Genomic DNA, 17,253 nt, shown 5'->3' on the forward strand with positions numbered 1-17,253 from the left:
CTCTCACACGCGACGCTCACCCCGTCGCGTTTTTCTTTTCTTTCGAATAGCGTCACAAAATCGCATCGTCCCTTTTGCCCATTTTTTCGCCGTTATCTATATGACTAGTCATATCTTAAAAATGACTAGTCATGGAGAAGCGAGATGAGCAAAACGTTACCGAACGGCTTTTTATGGGGTAACTCCGTATCCAGCATGCAGACCGAAGGCGCATGGAACGAGGGCGGGAAAGGGATGTCGGTCTACGATATTCGCGAAGCCAGCGAATTTGCCTCCGACTGGAAAGTCGCCACCGATTCGTATCACCGCTATCAGGAGGATTTCGACCTGATGCAGGATCTGGGCATGAACTGCTACCGCTTCCAGATTTCCTGGAGCCGCGTTTGTCCGCAGGGTGATGGTGAGTTCAACGACGAGGGCATCGCCTTTTATGACCGCTTTATCGACGATCTGCTGGCGCGCGGCATTGAGCCGATGATCTGCCTGTACCACTTTGATATGCCGCTGGCGTTGGCCGAGCAGTACAACGGTTTTGCCGACCGGCGCGTGCAGGACGCTTTTGTGCGCTACGGGAAAAAGATGATCGACTGCTTTGGCAGCCGGGTGAAGTACTGGCTGACGTTTAACGAGCAGAACATTTACCACATGCCAGGCGCGTTTCAGGTTGGTGGCTATCTGCAAGGCGAGAAAACCCTGCGCGAGCTTTATCAGATTCAGCACCATGTGATGATGGCGCATGTGCTGCTGACCCATTACCTGCACGCTACCCAGCCCGGAAAATTAATGGGCGGCATGCTGGCGCACCAGTTGGTTTATCCGGCGACCTGCAAACCGCGCGATGTGTTTTGCGCCACGCAATATGACGAATTCCTCAATCAGAACCTGCTGCGAGTCTATGCCGGACAGGGTTACAGCCCGGAAGTGCTGGCGGTGGTGGACAGGGAAGGCTTCCGCGATATCTACCGCGATGAGGATCTGGCGGAAATCGCGCGGGTCAAAAACGACTTTATGGCGTTTAGCTACTACGCCAGCAAAACCCTCGACAGCGATGCCATTGCGCCGGGAACCCCGGTCAATTATTTCCTGCAACAGGGCGATAAAGCGAACCCATATCTTGAGGCGACCGAATGGGGCTGGCAAATCGACCCGCTTGGTTTCCGCGCCATTATCACACGCTATTACAACGACTGGCGCTTGCCAGTGTTCCCGATTGAAAACGGCATTGGCGTGATTGAAGAGTGGGACGGCGTTAATCCGATCGAGGATGATTACCGCATCGCTTATCACCGCGACCATATCCAGGCGATGCAGGACGCCATCTTTGAGGACGGCGCACAGGTGTTGGGCTACCTCGGCTGGGGTTTGATCGACATTCTCAGTTCCCAGGGCGATATGCGTAAGCGCTACGGCGTGGTGTACGTCAACCGCGAAAACCACGACCTGAAAGATTTAAAACGCGTACCGAAGAAGAGCTATCGCTGGCTGCAACAGCTGATTCGCAGCAACGGCCGCGACATGTAAGTAACGATTGAGAGGGTAGCCGCAATGTCTGACAGCAACATCACGCCAAAAATGCAGTCATTCGTCGATAAATTTGTCGAGTTCTCCGCCAGGCTGGCAAACCAGGTGCATCTGCGATCGCTGCGTGACGCATTTGCGGCGGTGATGCCGATTTTTATCCTCGCCGGGCTGGCGGTATTGGTTAATAACGTGGTTTTCCCCTGGGTGCTGGAAGGGGAGACGCTGGCGCGTTTTAAAGTCTGGGGCGAGGCGGTGATCAACGGCACGCTGAATATCGCCGCGTTATTAATTGCGCCGATGACCGCCTGGTCGCTGGCGCGCAATAAGAACTTTGACAACCCGGTATCAGCGGTGGTCATTGCGATCTCCAGCTTTATCATCATGATGCCGATGCAGCTGGATGTAGTGCCCGTTGGTGGCAAAGCGACGGTGAGCGTGACGCAGATGCTGGCATTCACCAACATTGGCACGACGGGGATTTTCGCCGGGGTGATCATTGGCTTGCTCTCCACGGAGCTGTTTATCCGCGTTGCCAGCGTGAAGAAATTTTCTATTTCGCTCGGGGAAAATGTGCCCTCGGCGGTGGGGCAATCCTTCTCCTCGCTGATTCCGGCAATCATTACCCTCTCGCTGTTCGCCATTGTCGCGGCGCTGTTGGCGAACCTGTTGCATACGGATTTGATCCACCTCATCACCACGCTTATCCAGCAGCCGCTGCGGCAGATTAATACCAGTTTACCGGGCACGCTGTTTATCTACAGTTTTGGTAATTTTCTGTTTACGCTCGGTATTCACCAGACGGTGGTCAACGGCGTGATCCTTGAACCACTATTGTTGATTAACACCAACGAGAACATGCTGGCGTTTGCCAACGGGCAGCCCATTCCGCATATCATCAACAGCATTTTTGTGCCCACGTTCGGCATGATTGGCGGCACCGGCAGTACCCTTTCGCTACTGATCGCCATTTTTATCTTCGCGAAGCAGCAATCGGCGAAGCAGGTGGCACGGCTCGCCATCTCGCCAGGCTTATTCAATATTAATGAACCGGTGATTTTCGGTCTGCCCATCGTCTTTAACCTGCCGCTGATGATCCCCTTTGTGCTGCTTCCGGCGCTGGGGATTTGGTTTGCCTGGCTTTGTACTACGCTCGGTTGGATCTCGCGCTGTGTGGTGATGATCCCGTGGACTACGCCGCCGATTTTAAGCGCCTGGCTGGCCACCGCAGGCGACTGGCGGGCGGTGGTGGTTCAGTTGATAATCATCATCTTTGGTGTATTCTTCTACCTGCCTTTCCTCAAAATAGCCGAGAGAGTGGCCTTAAGAAACAACGGGATAGATTAAAAAATGAAGGAAGGCTATGGCGGCAAAATACATCACTATTGCGCGTGAAATTAAGCGGCGCATTCTCAGCCAGCAGTACGCCGCCAGCGCGCCGTTGCCGGATCAGTTCGCGCTGGCATCGGAATTTGCCACCAGCCGGATGACCATTCAGCAGGCAATGCGCCAGCTGATTGTTGAAGGGCTGGTTTATACCCGTCAGGGACAGGGCACGTTTATCCGCAAGAATTTCCTGCAATTGTCGCGCTGGGATCTGCCCGGTAGCGACTATTTCGGTGCGACCAAAACCTGGGAAAACGTCGGCGAAGTGACCAGTAAAATCATCCGCTTCGAGTTGCGTTTCCCCACGGAAAAGGAGCAGGCCTCGCTGCTGGTGGGGCCGGATGACCCGGTGTATGACTTTATTCGCCTGCGATTGCTGGAAGGTGAACCGATGTCGCTGGAGTTTACGTTGATGCCGGTGAATCTGGTGCCGGGGTTAAACCGCGGGCATCTGGAAAGCTCTGTATTTCGCTATGTGCAGGACGATCTGGCGCTGAAGATTATGGGTTCATACCGCATTGTGCGCGCCTTAAAACCCTGGGCGGAGGATAAGCAGTATCTGAATTGCGAAGAGACCGATCCGGTGCTGGAAGTGGAGCAGGTGATTTATCTGGAGGATGGCACGCCGCTGGAATATGCCCATTGTCATTACCGTTACGATCACGGTGGCATTATTGTGGTGAATCACGGGTAAAAAAAAGCGGAGCCATTGCTCCGCTTTTTTATGCTATCAACCGTAATCAGTTCAGACGAACCGGCATACCGGAACGGTTCTGAATTGCCTGATCAACCACGTTTGAATCAACATCAGACTGGTTGGTCACGGTCTGCACCGCTTTGGTCAGCGCAATCGGTACAATCTCACCACCGGTGAACTGCGCTTCCGTGGTCGACAGCGGGTTGTGAACTTCGATGTAGCGGCTACCATCCGGTTCGGTGGTCGCTTTTACCGGCTCATCAATAAACTGTACGCGCGTACCGACCGGCACGTTTTCGAACAGGAATTTGATGTCATCGTTACGCAGACGCACACAGCCGTGGCTCACGCGCAGGCCGATACCGAAGTTAGCGTTGGTGCCGTGAATGGCGTACAGGCGGCCGATATAGAGCGCGTACAGACCCATCGGGTTATCCGGGCCTGCTGGCACAACTGGCGGCAGCGGTTGTCCCATCGCTGCGTATTCCGCGTGCATTTTCGCCGTCGGTGTCCAGGTTGGGCCGTTTTTCTTACGTTCTACTTTGGTGGTCCAGGCAATCGGGGTGTCTTTACCCAACTGACCGATACCGATTGGCAGCACGATCACCGTGTTGGTGCCTTTCGGATAGTAGTAGAGGCGCATTTCCGCACTGTTGATCACGATCCCTTCGTGAACCGTATCCGGCAGGATCAGCTGCTGTGGAACGTTCATCACAGTGCCGCCTTTCGGCAGGTAGGCATCAATGCCCGGGTTTGCTTCCAGCATGTTGGACAGACCCATTTGATATTCAGCCGCAAAATATTCCAGCGGCTGGTTATTGCCTTCCGGAATAGTGACGACCTGGTTCTGACCGATCAGACGACTGCCATCAGTCGGCAGCGGATATGTTACAGCAGACGCGCTTTTGCAAAATCCCACGACAGCAAACGCCGCCGCTAAAAGGGTGGTTAATTTCATGTTCATCTTATGCAAGACTTATTGCCACACAGGCCGTTGGGTTGAGAATGCAGGAAGCGCATTATATGTGCATTCCACCGTCCAGGGAATTCAGATGTGTACGAAATCACACTTTTTTCCCTTTGCTTGCAGTTTAGTGCCCTGACACCAGGCAGGAATCTAATTCGGAATTGTGGCATAATAGGGTGTTTGTCACATATTTCAGGATACCTCTGTGTTAGTCACCAGCAACGTCACCATGCAATTCGGCAGCAAGCCGCTGTTCGAAAATATCTCCGTCAAATTTGGCGGCGGCAACCGTTACGGCCTGATCGGGGCTAACGGGAGTGGTAAATCCACCTTTATGAAAATCCTCGGCGGCGATTTAGAGCCGACGCTGGGTAACGTTTCCCTCGATCCGAATGAGCGCATCGGTAAGCTGCGCCAGGATCAGTTCGCCTTTGAAGAGTTCAGCGTGCTCGACACGGTGATCATGGGCCATGCGGAACTGTGGGAAGTGAAACAGGAACGCGACCGTATTTATGGCCTCGCGGAAATGAGCGAAGAGGACGGCTACAAAGTGGCCGACCTCGAAGTGCAGTATGGCGAAATGGACGGTTACTCGGCGGAAGCGCGTGCGGGCGAACTGCTGCTCGGCGTCGGCATTCCGGTTGAGCAGCACTACGGCCCGATGAGCGAAATCGCCCCCGGCTGGAAACTGCGTGTGTTACTGGCGCAGGCGCTGTTTGCCAACCCGGACATTCTGCTGCTCGATGAACCGACCAACAACCTGGACATCGACACCATTCGTTGGCTGGAGCAGGTGCTGAACGAACGTGACAGCACCATGATTATCATTTCGCACGACCGCCACTTTCTCAATATGGTCTGTACGCACATGGCGGATCTCGACTACGGCGAGCTGCGTGTTTATCCGGGCAATTACGACGAATACATGACGGCGGCGACGCAGGCGCGCGAACGTCTGCTGGCGGATAACGCCAAGAAAAAAGCGCAGATCGCTGACTTGCAATCGTTCGTCAGCCGCTTTAGCGCAAACGCCTCTAAATCTCGCCAGGCGACCTCCCGTGCACGTCAGATCGACAAAATTAAGCTGGAAGAGGTTAAGGCTTCCAGTCGTCAGAACCCGTTTATCCGCTTCGAACAGGACAAGAAATTGTTCCGTAACGCGCTGGAAGTGGAAGCCCTTACTAAAGGGTTTGATGAAGGCCCGTTGTTTAAAAACTTCAACATGCTGCTGGAAGTGGGCGAGAAGATCGCCATCCTGGGTGCGAACGGCGTGGGTAAATCCACCATGCTGAAAACGCTGGTGGGCGAGCTTGAGCCTGATAACGGCACGGTGAAATGGTCTGAAAACGCGCAGATCGGTTACTACGCGCAGGATCACGCCGAAGATTTCGATAACGATCTGACTGTCTTCGACTGGATGAGCCAGTGGAAACAGGAAGGCGATGACGAACAAGCAGTGCGCAGCATCCTCGGTCGCCTGCTGTTCAGCCAGGACGATATCAAGAAACCGGCGAAAGTGCTCTCTGGTGGTGAAAAAGGCCGCATGTTGTTCGGCAAGCTGATGATGCAAAAACCGAACATCCTCGTTATGGACGAACCGACCAACCACCTGGATATGGAATCCATCGAATCGCTGAACATGGCGCTGGAGATGTATCAGGGTACGCTGATCTTCGTTTCCCACGACCGTGAATTTGTCAGCTCGCTGGCAACCCGCGTGATTGAGATTACGCCGCAGCGCGTGGTGGATTTCTCAGGGAATTATGAGGATTATCTGCGTAGTAAAGGTATCGAATAAATTTACCGTCGTCTTTCACGCGACAGGTGCGTTGGCTGCACTTTCGTCCCCCGGTCACTTACTTGTGTAAGCTCCCGGGGATACTCAGGTTTGCCGCCTTCCTGTCGCGTGAAATACTTAGGTAAATGCTTTACCGTCCTCTTGCACGCGACAGGTGCGTTGGCTGCACTTTCGTCCCCCGGTCACTTACTTGTGTAAGCTCCCGGGGATACTCAGGTTTGCCGCCTTCCTGTCGCGTGAAATACTTAGGTAAATGCTTTACCGTCCTCTTGCACGCGACAGGTGCGTTGGCTGCACTTTCGTCCCCCGGTCACTTACTTGTGTAAGCTCCCGGGGATACTCAGGTTTGCCGCCTTCCTGTCGCGTGAAATACTTAGGTAAATGCTTTACCGTCTTCTTGCACGCGACAGGTGCGTTGGTTGCACTTTCGTCCCCCGGTCACTTACTTGTGTAATCTCCCGGGGATACTCAGGTTTGCCGCCTTCCTGTCGCGTGAAATACTTAGGTAAATCATTTACCGTCCTCCCCACGTCACAGATGCGTTGGCTGCGCTTTCTTACTCCGGCTATTTATCTGAATAAACTCCCGGGGCTACTCAGATTTGCTGCGTTCCTGTTGCGTGAAATGGCCCGGTACATAAGAGAAGCAAGCCCGGTAAGCACACGGCTACCGGGCTTTTCACATTAAGCAAAGGCCCACTCGCTGGCCGCAACGCCATTAATTAACAACTGGCGTTTTTCACCTGCAGGCAGCGCCACTTTCAGTGCTTGCCACGCCGGGCGATAGTCGCCGCGTGCGTGGATCTGTAAATTAATGGTGCTGCCCGAGCAAACCATTTCCCACTCCAGCCAGAGCGCATTGCCCTCTTTATAACCCCATGACTCACCATCGTCCTCAAACAGCAAGCCGTTTGAACGCCCGGTGCCTTTCACCGGGAACAGGTGCAGCTCACGCGTGGTATCCGCGTTGGCATCGACATGCCTGATGCGATCGCTGAGTGGCAGACCGGCACCGGCACGCACCAGCAGCGGCAGCGTTTCCAGCGGCGCATCCAGCGTCACCCACTGGCCAGGCGCATACCAGCAACCGGTGTAAAAATCGTACCAGCCGGTGTCGTTGGCAGGCAGCCAGACGCGGCGCTCGCGCTGGCCGGGTTCGACGACGCTTGCCACCAGAAGATCGCGGCCAAGCAGGAAGTCGTCGCACTCTTCAAATGTTTGCTCGTCATGTTCGTGATCGAGGAACGTCGGGCGCAGCATCGGTTCGTCGTCGGCATGTGCCTGCCACAGCAGCGTGTAGAGATAGGGCAGCAGGCGGTAGCGTAACTCAATCGCGCTGCGAATCGACGGCGTGATCGCCGGGTACATCCACGGTTCGTTTACCGTGTGATCATCATTCCACGAATGGATGGTGAAACGCGGATGCATTACACCGTTTTGCACCCAGCGCACAAACAGCTCCGCATCCGGTTTATCGCCGGAAAAACCGCCGACATCGTGACCGACGTTATACAAACCGGACAAACTCATGCCCACGCCCATGCGGATGTTGTAGCGCAATGTGTCCCAGTTGGTGCGGTTATCGCCGCTCCAGGTCTGCACATAACGCTGCATCCCGGCGCAGCCGGAACGGGAAATCAGGTACGGGCGCTTTTGCGGAGCAAACCGTTGCTGCGCTTCCATTGAGGCGCGCATCATTAGCAATGGCATCACCGGGCGAATATGCTTGATGGCAATTTCCTGGCCAAAACCGTGGCAGCGGGCTTCGCCGTCCCAGACTTCAAATTCGTTGTTATCGTTCCAGGTCGAATCGATCCCCATCTCCAGCAACTGCGTGGACACGCCTTCCTGCCACCAGGCGACAGTCTGCGGGTTGGTAAAGTCGAGGTGTGAGCCTTCGTCATCCCAGAAACTGGAACGTTCCGGCGCATCGGTTTCGGAATCACGAATAAACAGACCGCGCTCCGCCACTTCGCTATAACGCGGATGATCCTGCAACAAACAGGGTTTGATATTTGCCGCCAGTTTCAGGCCCGCATCGTGAAACGCCTGGCTCATCACTTTCGGCTGCGGCACTTTGTCGTAGTTCCAGTTAAAGACGTAGCGCTTGCCGTTAATCGAGGTGTAGCCGGATGAGAGCTGGAACGAATCGCACGGAATGGCGTGTTCTTCGCACAGACGAATAAAGTTCATCAACTGGTTTTGCGCATCCGGCGCATCGGTGTAATGCATGGTTGAGCCGCTATAACCGAGGCTCCATTTCGGGCCGAACAGCGTTTTCCCGGTGAGGCGCACAAACGCTTTGGTGACATCCAGCGCACGCGCGCCGGTAAAAATGTAGTAATCAATATCGCCCGCTTCCGCTTGCCAGCGGCGATAAGCGGTGTGGTAGTTATCGATCTCGTTACCCAGATCCAGCCAGCAACTGCTCAGGTTGTCATAAAACAGACCGTAGCTGATATCGTCGCGGCGGGTGAGGGTAAACGGAATATGTTTGTACAGCGGATCGGTGCTGACGGCGTTATAGCCCATCGCATCGAGGTTGCGCATTTCGTAGCGCTGGCCGGTACGTTGCAAATTACCCGCTTTCTCGCCGAGGCCGTAGAAACGCTCCTCTTTTTTACGGCTGAGATAATGCGCCACGCCGTCGCCATGGGCGTTAACCAGATACGCGCTGGTCGGGCGATCGCTCGCCAGCCATTGCCACTCACCCGCGTCGTTGCGGTAGTGCCACTCCAGCCACAGCGGTTGATGCACGGTGACGCGCAGTTTTGCGCTCTCAATAGTTAATGTCTCTTGCTGTTGCGCCAGCGACCATTGCGGCAGGCTAAAACCCGACAGATCGTCACGCGAGCGGCCTTCCCACGGCACGTCATCTTTCGGCGCAATGCTCCACGTTCTGTCCAGCGCCAGCTCACCTTTACGCTTGAGCAGCACACGGAATAAGTTCTCTTCCAGCACATACAGACACAAGGTGTGTTGCCCGTCCACCAGCAGCTCAACATGATGAGCTGCTTGTTTTTGTAACGTCCAGTTCTTCAGGGTTTTCATATCAGACATCCACAATCAGGCGCGTTTTGCGCGTCGTTCAGCAATAAATGCTACCAGGAAACAAGCGCCAATCAGGTCAAAGAAACCCATGGCAATAAACAGCGGGTTGAAACCAATTTTGTCGGCGGTAACGCCAATCAGCAGTGAGAAGAGGAAGCTGGCGATCCACGCCGCCGAGCCGCGCATGCCGTTCACCGTCGCCATCTGGCCTTTATCGAAGGACTCCACCACCAGCGCGCTCAACATGCAGGAGATGATCTGGTGGCCAAAACCGCCAATCGAAATCAGCACAATGGTGAGGTACGGATCGCGGGTGATGGCGACAGCGGCGAGTGAAATCATCAAAAACGCGCCGGTCACCGAGCTGGCAACCACCGAATTCACGCGGGTGCAGCCAAACCAGCGGGTATAGAGTTTGGTCAGGTAACCGCTGGCGACGCTACCGAGATCGGCGGCGAGGAACGGCAGCCAAGCGAACATGGCGATCTGTTTCAGATCCATACCGTGTTCTTTTGCCAGATAGAGCGGCACCCAGAAGCTCAGCACTGCCCAGGCCGGTTCTGCCATAAATGCCGGGATGGCAATACCGTAAAAGCGTTTGTTTTTCGAGACGGTTTTCAGGGCGGTAAAGAAGGGCAGTTTGACCGCTGGTGGTTCATTATCCTGCTGAATAAAGGCCAGCTCGTCTTTACTGAGGTTCGGGTGTTTATCCGGGTTGTGGTAAAACACCCACCACAAGATCACCCACAGCAGCGCCAGCACACCGGTAAACATAAACGCGCCCTGCCAGCCAAATGAGGCGTGAGCGAAGTAGATAATAGGCGGAGCCAGCATGGCGCCAATCGAGAAACCCACGCCTGCCCAACCGGCAGCCACCGGGCGTTCTGATTTCGGGAACCACTCGCCGATGGTTTTGGCGTTGGCGGGGGTTGCCGCTGCTTCCGATGCGCCCATGGTGAAACGCAAAATCGCCAGATGGACCCAACTGCCTGCGCCGGCGTGGAAAATACAGGCCAGCGCCCAGATGATGGCGCACACCATAAAGCCGACTTTCAGGCCAATCACGTCAATCAGCCAGCCACACAGCGGCTGGAAAATGGTGTAAGCCAGCTGAAACGCGCCGACAATCCACGAATATTGTTCAGTGGTGATGCCGAGGCTGGTTTTTAATTCCGGTGCCAGAATCCCCAGCGAGTTACGGGTGATGTAGTTCACCGTCACGCCGAATAAGAACAGCACTAATACCCACCAGCGTAAGTTTTTCACTATCCGGCGGCTTTTGCTGGCCGCCATTTCATTGTTGATCCCCTGGCTCATTCTTTTCTCCGCATATCTTCTTGTAGGGAAGTCGGGGCAAACTCTTGCGGAGTTGTTATACCGCACAGGTTTGCGTGATGATTTATCTGCGTTTTTTTGGTTATTGTTCCTACAACTAGTATGGAAGTTGTATGACACGTTTACGTTAGGCGAGAAAAATCGGCAGCTAAAGCGGATTTTGTGCAAGAATTCTCATCAATCAGTGATGATATGCGGCAGACTTGCATTGGTGTCATGAATATCAGGCTTTTCGATTCATGAAAATTTTCCCATTTCGGAAACGGAGCAAGATCACAGAATGGATAAAAAGCTCAAAATCAACGAAATTGCCCTGCGCACCAACCTGTCGACCAGCACGGTTTCCCGTGTGCTGGCAGGCAAAGCCAATACCAGTGAAAAAGCACGTGCAGCAGTGCTGGCCTGCGCGCGTGAGCTGGGGGTGATGGAGGGGATTGCCGCCGGGCGGCTGCTGCTGAATAACCTGATTGTTTTCGCACCGCAGCGGGCCTTTGATGAGCGTTCCGATATCTTCTATTACCGTGTGATCCAGAGCATTAACAAAGCGTTGGCACCCCATGAAGTGCGGCTGCGCTACTGCGCGCTGGAAGAGCTGGACAGCGACGCCAATGAATTTCTCGCGCGCATGAACGCACCGGAAACCCAGGCGGCGATCCTGCTGGGCATTGATGATCCGCATATTCATGACCTGGCGGCCGATATGGGTAAACCCTGCGTGCTAATCAACTGCCGTGACGGGCGTATGCGTTTGCCTTCCATCGCGCCGGATCACCGCACGATCGGCGAGTTTGCTGCCAATTATCTGTTTGAGATGGGTCACCGCGAGGTGGTGAATGTGATGTGCCTGCGTCGCTATACCATGGATCTGCGCCTGGCGGGCATCAAAGAAGCCTGGCAGCGGCGCAATCTGCGTTTCCAAAGTAAGCGGGATCTGATCACCGTCCCCAGTTTTAGTGCCAAAGAAGCGGGGATGCGGGTAGGGGAGTGGCTTGATGATCCGGCGCATAAATCACCGCCTACCGCCTTTCTCGTCGGGGGCGATTTTATGGCGGAAGGCACGGTTCATGCGCTCCAGCAGCGTGGGCTGCGCGTGCCGCAGGATGTCTCGGTGATGAGCATTGACGCCTTTAATCTGGCGGCGATTCAGGATGTGCCGCTCACCGCAGTGCATGTCCCGCGTGATGAATTGGGTGTAGAGGCGGTACACCTGCTGCAACAGCGTTTGATCCGACCGCAGGCCACCACCGGTTCGCTGTTACTCAACGGTACGCTTGCGGTGCGCGAATCGGTACGGCGGATACGTCCCGGGCAACAACGTACCGCCGTGGAGCGAGAAGGGTTGTACGATGCCTAAACGTCCATACCCAGCGCGCGCTTACCGTGAATATTCAGGTCGTCCAGCGTAAAGCGGCCTGACCAGTCGCTTTCGTAGTTCTCACGCGGGAAATCGCCCGGCGAAGCACCTTGCTCAAGCGCCACTTTCACTTTGCGCGCATACGCGAGGTTTTTCGCGCACAGCGGCGCGGCGGGAATGTACATCACATTGCCCCAGCCTTGCTGGTTTTCCACCGGCGCAACCGAGTGGATCACATCGCAGTGCCACCACACGGAATCCCCGGCTTCCAGCGCCGGAATGCTGCTCAGGGCTTCCATCAGCAGCGGATGCCACTTCTCCGAAACCGGTAATACCCGCCCTGGCGCTACGCCGCACAGTTCATCTTCCGGTACATCATCGAGCAGCGGGCGCAGCAGAATATACGGCATCGCTTCCGGGATCGGCACCACGTGCAGCAACCCCTGGCCGGGGATCATATCCGACAACGCCGTCCAGCCCTGAAAGGTGCGGAACACCGAACATTTGGTGGTGTTATCCACCGTGTACTCTTCCACCTCGGTACGGTGCGCCGCATTCCACGGGTCATATTCCTCAAATTTGCCGTTAAACACGCTGGCAAACACACGCTGGTAAGCGGGGAGAAGCCAGCGCTCCAGCGCGCCGGAATCCGTATGCGCGCCGAGGCCTTTCGAGGTGGTTCCCGGCGGACGGCGGCGAATGCGATCCGGGTAGATAACGCTCACATCCGGGTCGAACCACTGCTGGCCTTCACTCTCGAAGCGCCACAGTCGGTTAAGGAAGGATTGCACGGCGGCCATTTCGTTACTTTGGCGCGCCTGCATTTGCGCCTGCGACCAGTAAATGGGATAGATTTCCGGACGCGAGGCCTCCAGCGTGCCGAAGAAGCTGTCACCAGGTCCTTTGTACACCTCATCAAAATGGTTTTGGTCGAGGTAATCCAGCATTGAGCGATCCCAGCCCAGCGCCTGCTCACGCGGAAAATGCCCCTTAATGACCGCACAACCGCGCCGCTTGATCAGCGCCCGCTGCGCCTCGCTGACCTTGCCTTGCGCAATGTCGCTGTAGGCGAGTTGTGGCCACACGGATTTGCCTTGAGCTTTAAGGGCATTGATATCGGCTACGCGGGCGGCAATCTGCTCACTCAGGCGGTTAAATACCTGCTGTACATCGCCGATTTGCGCGCGCAGTTGCTGTTTCATCTGACGGATCGATGCTTTGTGATCGGTGGGCAGCGTTTCACTGGTAAAAGCCATGTTGTACCTCACATTCTTTCATTCGAAAGTTATTTAACTTACAAATGATAAAATAAGTTAAAAATAAGTTAATGCAAGTTTAAAAACTTGATGCGTGGCACAAAGCGGAAAATTAGCAGCAGAAAGGGCCGAAGCGGGTGCTCCGGCGGGGGATCAGCGATTGAATGGTGCGGTGTTATCAAGCACGGCCTGAATCACATTCAGCGCGCCCTGGTGGTTATTGTCATCGGTCTGATGACGGGCAATAGCTTTAATGGCGTCGCTGGCGTTGCCCATGGCGAACGAAAAATCGGTCATGCGCAGCATTTCCGCGTCGTTACCGCTGTCGCCAATGGTAACGCACTGTTGCGGTGAGATGCCCCAGCGTTTAAGCAGGCGCGTAATGCCGTTAGCTTTATGCAGACCAGGGATTATCAAATCGACAAAACCAAAGCCGCTGGTGACTGGCTTCATGATGCCGTCAAGCGAGACATGCAGAGCGTCGATCAGTTGCGGGATGTCGCTGTCCGGCAAGTTCAACGAAAACTTGAACAAGGTATCGTCAATGTGCTGAAAATCGCGCACTGGCTTTAAACGGTAATAGTGTTTCGACATCAGGTCGACAAACTCAGCCGGGGCGTTTTCGCTGACGTACGCGCTTTCCAGGCCGCAGGCAACAAAGTTGAGGCTGCTGTCTTTTAACAGCTCGCCAATCACCACTTGCGCTTCGTGGCGGGTCAGCTCACCGTGGAATAACTGTTGACCGTGCTCATACACCAGCGCGCCGTTTTCCGCGACGAACGAAATGGTCTCTTTCAGCTCCGGGAAGAAGGAGATCAGCTGGTAATACTGGTTGCCGCTGGCGACAACGAATTCAATATTCCGCTGACGAAGCTGCTCGAATTGCGCCATAAATCGTGTGCGATCGTACTGCTTGGCGTCATCAAGGAAGGTTCCGTCCATATCGGTAACGATAACTTTGACGGTCATACATAGAACTCCTGAATGTAACTGCGACGAGAAACATTCTAGAGATAATGTGAGGGGAAGCACAAATTTTATTTCATTCGAAAGTTTAACCGTCGTCTTTCGAACTGCAGGTTTGTTGGCTGCGGCGGCGCGGCCCAGTCACTTACTGATGTAAGCTCGTTTAACCGTCGTCTTTCGAACTGCAGGTGTGTTGGCTGCGGCGGTGCGGCCCGGTCACTTACTGATGTAAGCGCGTTTAACCGTCGTCTTTCGAACTGCAGGTGTGTTGGCTGCGGCGGTGCGCCCCGGTCACTTACTGATGTAAGTTCCCGGGGACTTACCGCCTTGCCGCCTTCCTGCAATCCGAAATCCATAGGTTAAACAGCCGGGAAAAGCGAAAAAGTCCTTTGGGTTTCGCAGGTGTGGGGCTGGAAAGTAACTGACGGAGTTTCTATTTTCGGCAGACGAAAAGTAGACCGGGCTTTGTGGGAAAGCCCGGCCATCGCTTTATAAGGTATGTTCAGTTCGGGCGATAATGTCGTCCTGCGCATCTGGCGACAGGGCGGTGAAGAACGCGGAATAGCCGGCGACGCGCACCACCAAATCGCGATACTGATCCGGGTGTTTCTTCGCCTCCAGCAGCGTTTCGCGCGACACAATGTTGTACTGAATATGCCAGCCTTTATGTACCTCGAAGAACGTGCGCAGCAGCACCATCAGCTTTTGCTTATCGCTCTCATTTTCCAGCGTCGACGGATTCAGTTTCTGGTTCAGCAACACGCCGCCGAGAATCGCTTCCACCGGTAATTTACCCACGGAACTTATCACCGCCGTCGGCCCCAGATGATCGGTGCCGGACGCCGGGCTTGCGCCCTCCGCCAGCGGCGTATGCGCTTTGCGACCATCCGGTGTCGCCATGGTTGCCGCGCCAAACGGCACGTTCGCGGAAATAGACGAGGTTCCGGCGTAATAATTACCGCCGATCGGGCCGCGACCGTAACGCGGGTTGTGATACTGCTTCAGCTCATCAATATAGGTTTGATAGGCGCGTACCAGCAGCGTATCTACGCTGTCATCATCGTTGCCGTATTTCGGCGCGCTGTTAACCAGCCGCTGGCGCAACTGTTCGTGCGTCAGGCCATCGAAATCCTCTGCCAGCGCCTGTGCCAGTTGTTGTTGCCCGATAACACCCTGGTCAAAGACCAGCTTTTTCACCGCCGCGAGGCTGTTACCCAGGTTGGCAATCCCCACCTGCAAACCGGACACCCAGTCATACTTCGCGCCGCCTTGTTTAATGCTTTTCGCCCGTTCAATGCAGTCATCGACCAGCGCGGAACAGAGAATATCCGGCACGTTCTCTTCCAGCATGGTGTCGACCACGTACTCAATCTCAATCGATTTACGGGTGTAATAACGAATCTGTCGGTCCCAGGCGTGCATGACCTCATCGAATGCGTTGAAATTCCCCGCCGACAGCGCCTGGGTTTGAGGCAGAAAGATTTTGCCGCTGGTGGCATCGCGACCACCTTCCAGCGCTGCCAGCATCACGCGGGCAAAATTGATAAAACTCATGCCGGTGCAGCGGTAGCCCCATTTGCCGCCAACGGCAGTTTCAATGCAGCCAATGGCCGCGTAATCGTAGGCGTCCGCGGGTTCGACACCGAGCTTGATGAATTCCGCAATAACAATTTCATCGTTATTGAACGCGGGCATACCGAAGCCGCAGCGGATCACCTGCACGCAGGCATCAAGGAAGTCGTTGCTCATGCCGGCGTGGTAACGCACGCTCAGGTTCGGCTGGGTAGAACGCAGGCGTCCGCAGGATTCCAGAATTGCGTAGGAGAGCGGGTTAACCGCGTCGCGCGCTTCACCGTTATGCCACTGCTGGCCGCCAATGGTGACGTTCTGATATAGCGGGCTGCCCGCCGAGGCTTTTGAATGGGAACCGGAGCGAATTTTGTTCACTTCCAGCAGCTTTAGCCAGCAACTGTGCAGTAACTCAATGGCCTGTTCGCGGGGCAGAGATTGTTGTAATTCAACATCGCGACGATAGTGCGGATAAAGATACTGATCCATGCGTCCGAAAGAGACCGAATGCCCGTTGGATTCAATCTGCAAAATCAACTGGATAAAGTAGCAGAGTTGCAACGCCTGCCAGAAGGTGCGCGGCGGTTCATGGGCGATAATCAGGCAGTTTTCCGCCATCGCCAGCAACTCATCGCGGCGGTTTTGCCGCGTCTCTTCCCCGGCCATTTGACGCGCCAGATCGGCAAAGCGTTCGATATGCAGGCTGACGGCTTCCAGCACAATATCAATCGCTTTTAAGAACTGCTCACCGTGCAGATCGTCGAGCACCGTCAGGTTGATGCGCGTCCGGCGCTCATCTACTTTGTGGCGCAGCCCGTCGAGGCCAAGCTCCAGCAGCAGCGGGAAGTTCACCGCCAGGTGCGCGTCGCCAGACGTCATATTGCCTTCGGCTTTGATAATGCCGGTTTCCAGCAGCGCTTTTTGTTCGTCAGTAAACATGCCGTAGCAGCGATCCTGCACCGTCTGGCCACGCCACCACGGGCAAATCTCATGCAGCACGCGTTTGTTCTCTTCGCTAACCGCAAAGCCAGCGCCGGGGCGGTCGGCGAGCTCATCGATCTCTTTTTCGATCCATGAAACGGTGTATTCCGGAAAAATCGGCGCGGCGCGCACTTCGCTGGCCTGATTACCGATAATCAGCTCGTCATGTTTGATCCAGATAGTGCGCTCGGCCAGGTGATGCGCCAGCGCCAGCGCGCGGCGTACCGGCAGCGGTTTGTCCAAATTTTGCTGATAAATCTGCGTGTAATGCCGGGCGCGCTCGGTGCAAACCGGTGGCTTCACAATGTGCACCAGCGCGGTTTTATGGTTTTTTATACGATCGGTCAGGGTGTTGAGTTGCAGCGTGGTCATGGTT

At 55.0% G+C, this 17,253-nt stretch carries 11 protein-coding genes; 5 read left to right on the forward strand and 6 right to left on the reverse strand.

The features are described from left to right. The first annotated feature begins 144 nt into the window (after positions 1-144). From JKP81_RS10490 to JKP81_RS10500, 3 genes are read left to right on the forward strand one after another with little or no spacing between them, the layout of a single operon-like run. Positions 145-1,521: a glycoside hydrolase family 1 protein gene (locus JKP81_RS10490; protein ID WP_200551672.1), complete on the forward strand. Its 1,377-nt coding sequence runs from the start codon at positions 145-147 to the stop codon at positions 1,519-1,521. A gap of 24 nt (positions 1,522-1,545) precedes the next feature. After that, complete coding sequence (locus JKP81_RS10495; protein ID WP_200551673.1) at positions 1,546-2,865, forward strand: PTS sugar transporter subunit IIC; 1,320 nt, start codon at positions 1,546-1,548, stop codon at positions 2,863-2,865. Positions 2,866-2,881: 16 nt separating this feature from the next. Continuing rightward, a complete protein-coding gene (locus tag JKP81_RS10500; protein ID WP_200551674.1) occupies positions 2,882-3,598 on the forward strand; it encodes a GntR family transcriptional regulator in 717 nt (238 codons plus the stop codon). Between the two features lie 46 nt (positions 3,599-3,644). Here JKP81_RS10500 and ldtB read toward each other — a convergent pair whose 3' ends face one another. Then, complete coding sequence (gene ldtB / locus JKP81_RS10505; RefSeq protein WP_200551675.1) at positions 3,645-4,565, reverse strand: L,D-transpeptidase; 921 nt, start codon at positions 4,563-4,565, stop codon at positions 3,645-3,647. 208 nt (positions 4,566-4,773) lie between these two features. On the opposite strand from ldtB, the gene JKP81_RS10510 reads away from it, so the two are divergent. Next, positions 4,774-6,366, forward strand: a complete 1,593-nt coding sequence (locus JKP81_RS10510; protein ID WP_065368942.1) for an ABC-F family ATPase — start codon at positions 4,774-4,776, stop codon at positions 6,364-6,366. Positions 6,367-7,049: 683 nt separating this feature from the next. Here the strand turns inward: JKP81_RS10510 and JKP81_RS10515 are convergent. Together JKP81_RS10515 and JKP81_RS10520 are read right to left on the reverse strand one after the other, a co-directional pair. After that, positions 7,050-9,416, reverse strand: a complete 2,367-nt coding sequence (locus JKP81_RS10515; protein ID WP_200551676.1) for a TIM-barrel domain-containing protein — start codon at positions 9,414-9,416, stop codon at positions 7,050-7,052. Positions 9,417-9,431: 15 nt separating this feature from the next. Then, the gene (locus JKP81_RS10520; RefSeq protein ID WP_200551677.1) at positions 9,432-10,733 is read right to left on the reverse strand and encodes an MFS transporter; all 1,302 of its coding nucleotides are present in this window, start codon (positions 10,731-10,733) and stop codon (positions 9,432-9,434) included. Between the two features lie 298 nt (positions 10,734-11,031). On the opposite strand from JKP81_RS10520, the gene JKP81_RS10525 reads away from it, so the two are divergent. Continuing rightward, on the forward strand, positions 11,032-12,105 hold the full coding sequence (locus JKP81_RS10525; protein ID WP_200551678.1) for a LacI family DNA-binding transcriptional regulator: 1,074 nt from the start codon (positions 11,032-11,034) through the stop codon (positions 12,103-12,105). Here JKP81_RS10525 and JKP81_RS10530 read toward each other — a convergent pair. From JKP81_RS10530 to JKP81_RS10540, 3 genes are all read right to left on the reverse strand, one after another. Next, a complete protein-coding gene (locus JKP81_RS10530) occupies positions 12,102-13,361 on the reverse strand; it encodes a DUF1479 domain-containing protein (RefSeq protein ID WP_200551679.1) in 1,260 nt (419 codons plus the stop codon). The genes JKP81_RS10525 and JKP81_RS10530 overlap by 4 nt on opposite strands. A gap of 153 nt (positions 13,362-13,514) precedes the next feature. Next, entirely contained in the window at positions 13,515-14,330 is an 816-nt protein-coding gene (locus tag JKP81_RS10535) for a Cof-type HAD-IIB family hydrolase (protein WP_200551680.1), read from the reverse strand. A 486-nt stretch (positions 14,331-14,816) separates the two neighbouring features. After that, positions 14,817-17,249: a formate C-acetyltransferase/glycerol dehydratase family glycyl radical enzyme gene (locus JKP81_RS10540; protein ID WP_200551681.1), complete on the reverse strand. Its 2,433-nt coding sequence runs from the start codon at positions 17,247-17,249 to the stop codon at positions 14,817-14,819. Positions 17,250-17,253 lie beyond the last annotated feature (4 nt).

Source organism: Kosakonia sp. LAM2021 (assembly GCF_016620385.1).
Classification (GTDB): domain Bacteria; phylum Pseudomonadota; class Gammaproteobacteria; order Enterobacterales; family Enterobacteriaceae; genus Kosakonia; species Kosakonia sacchari.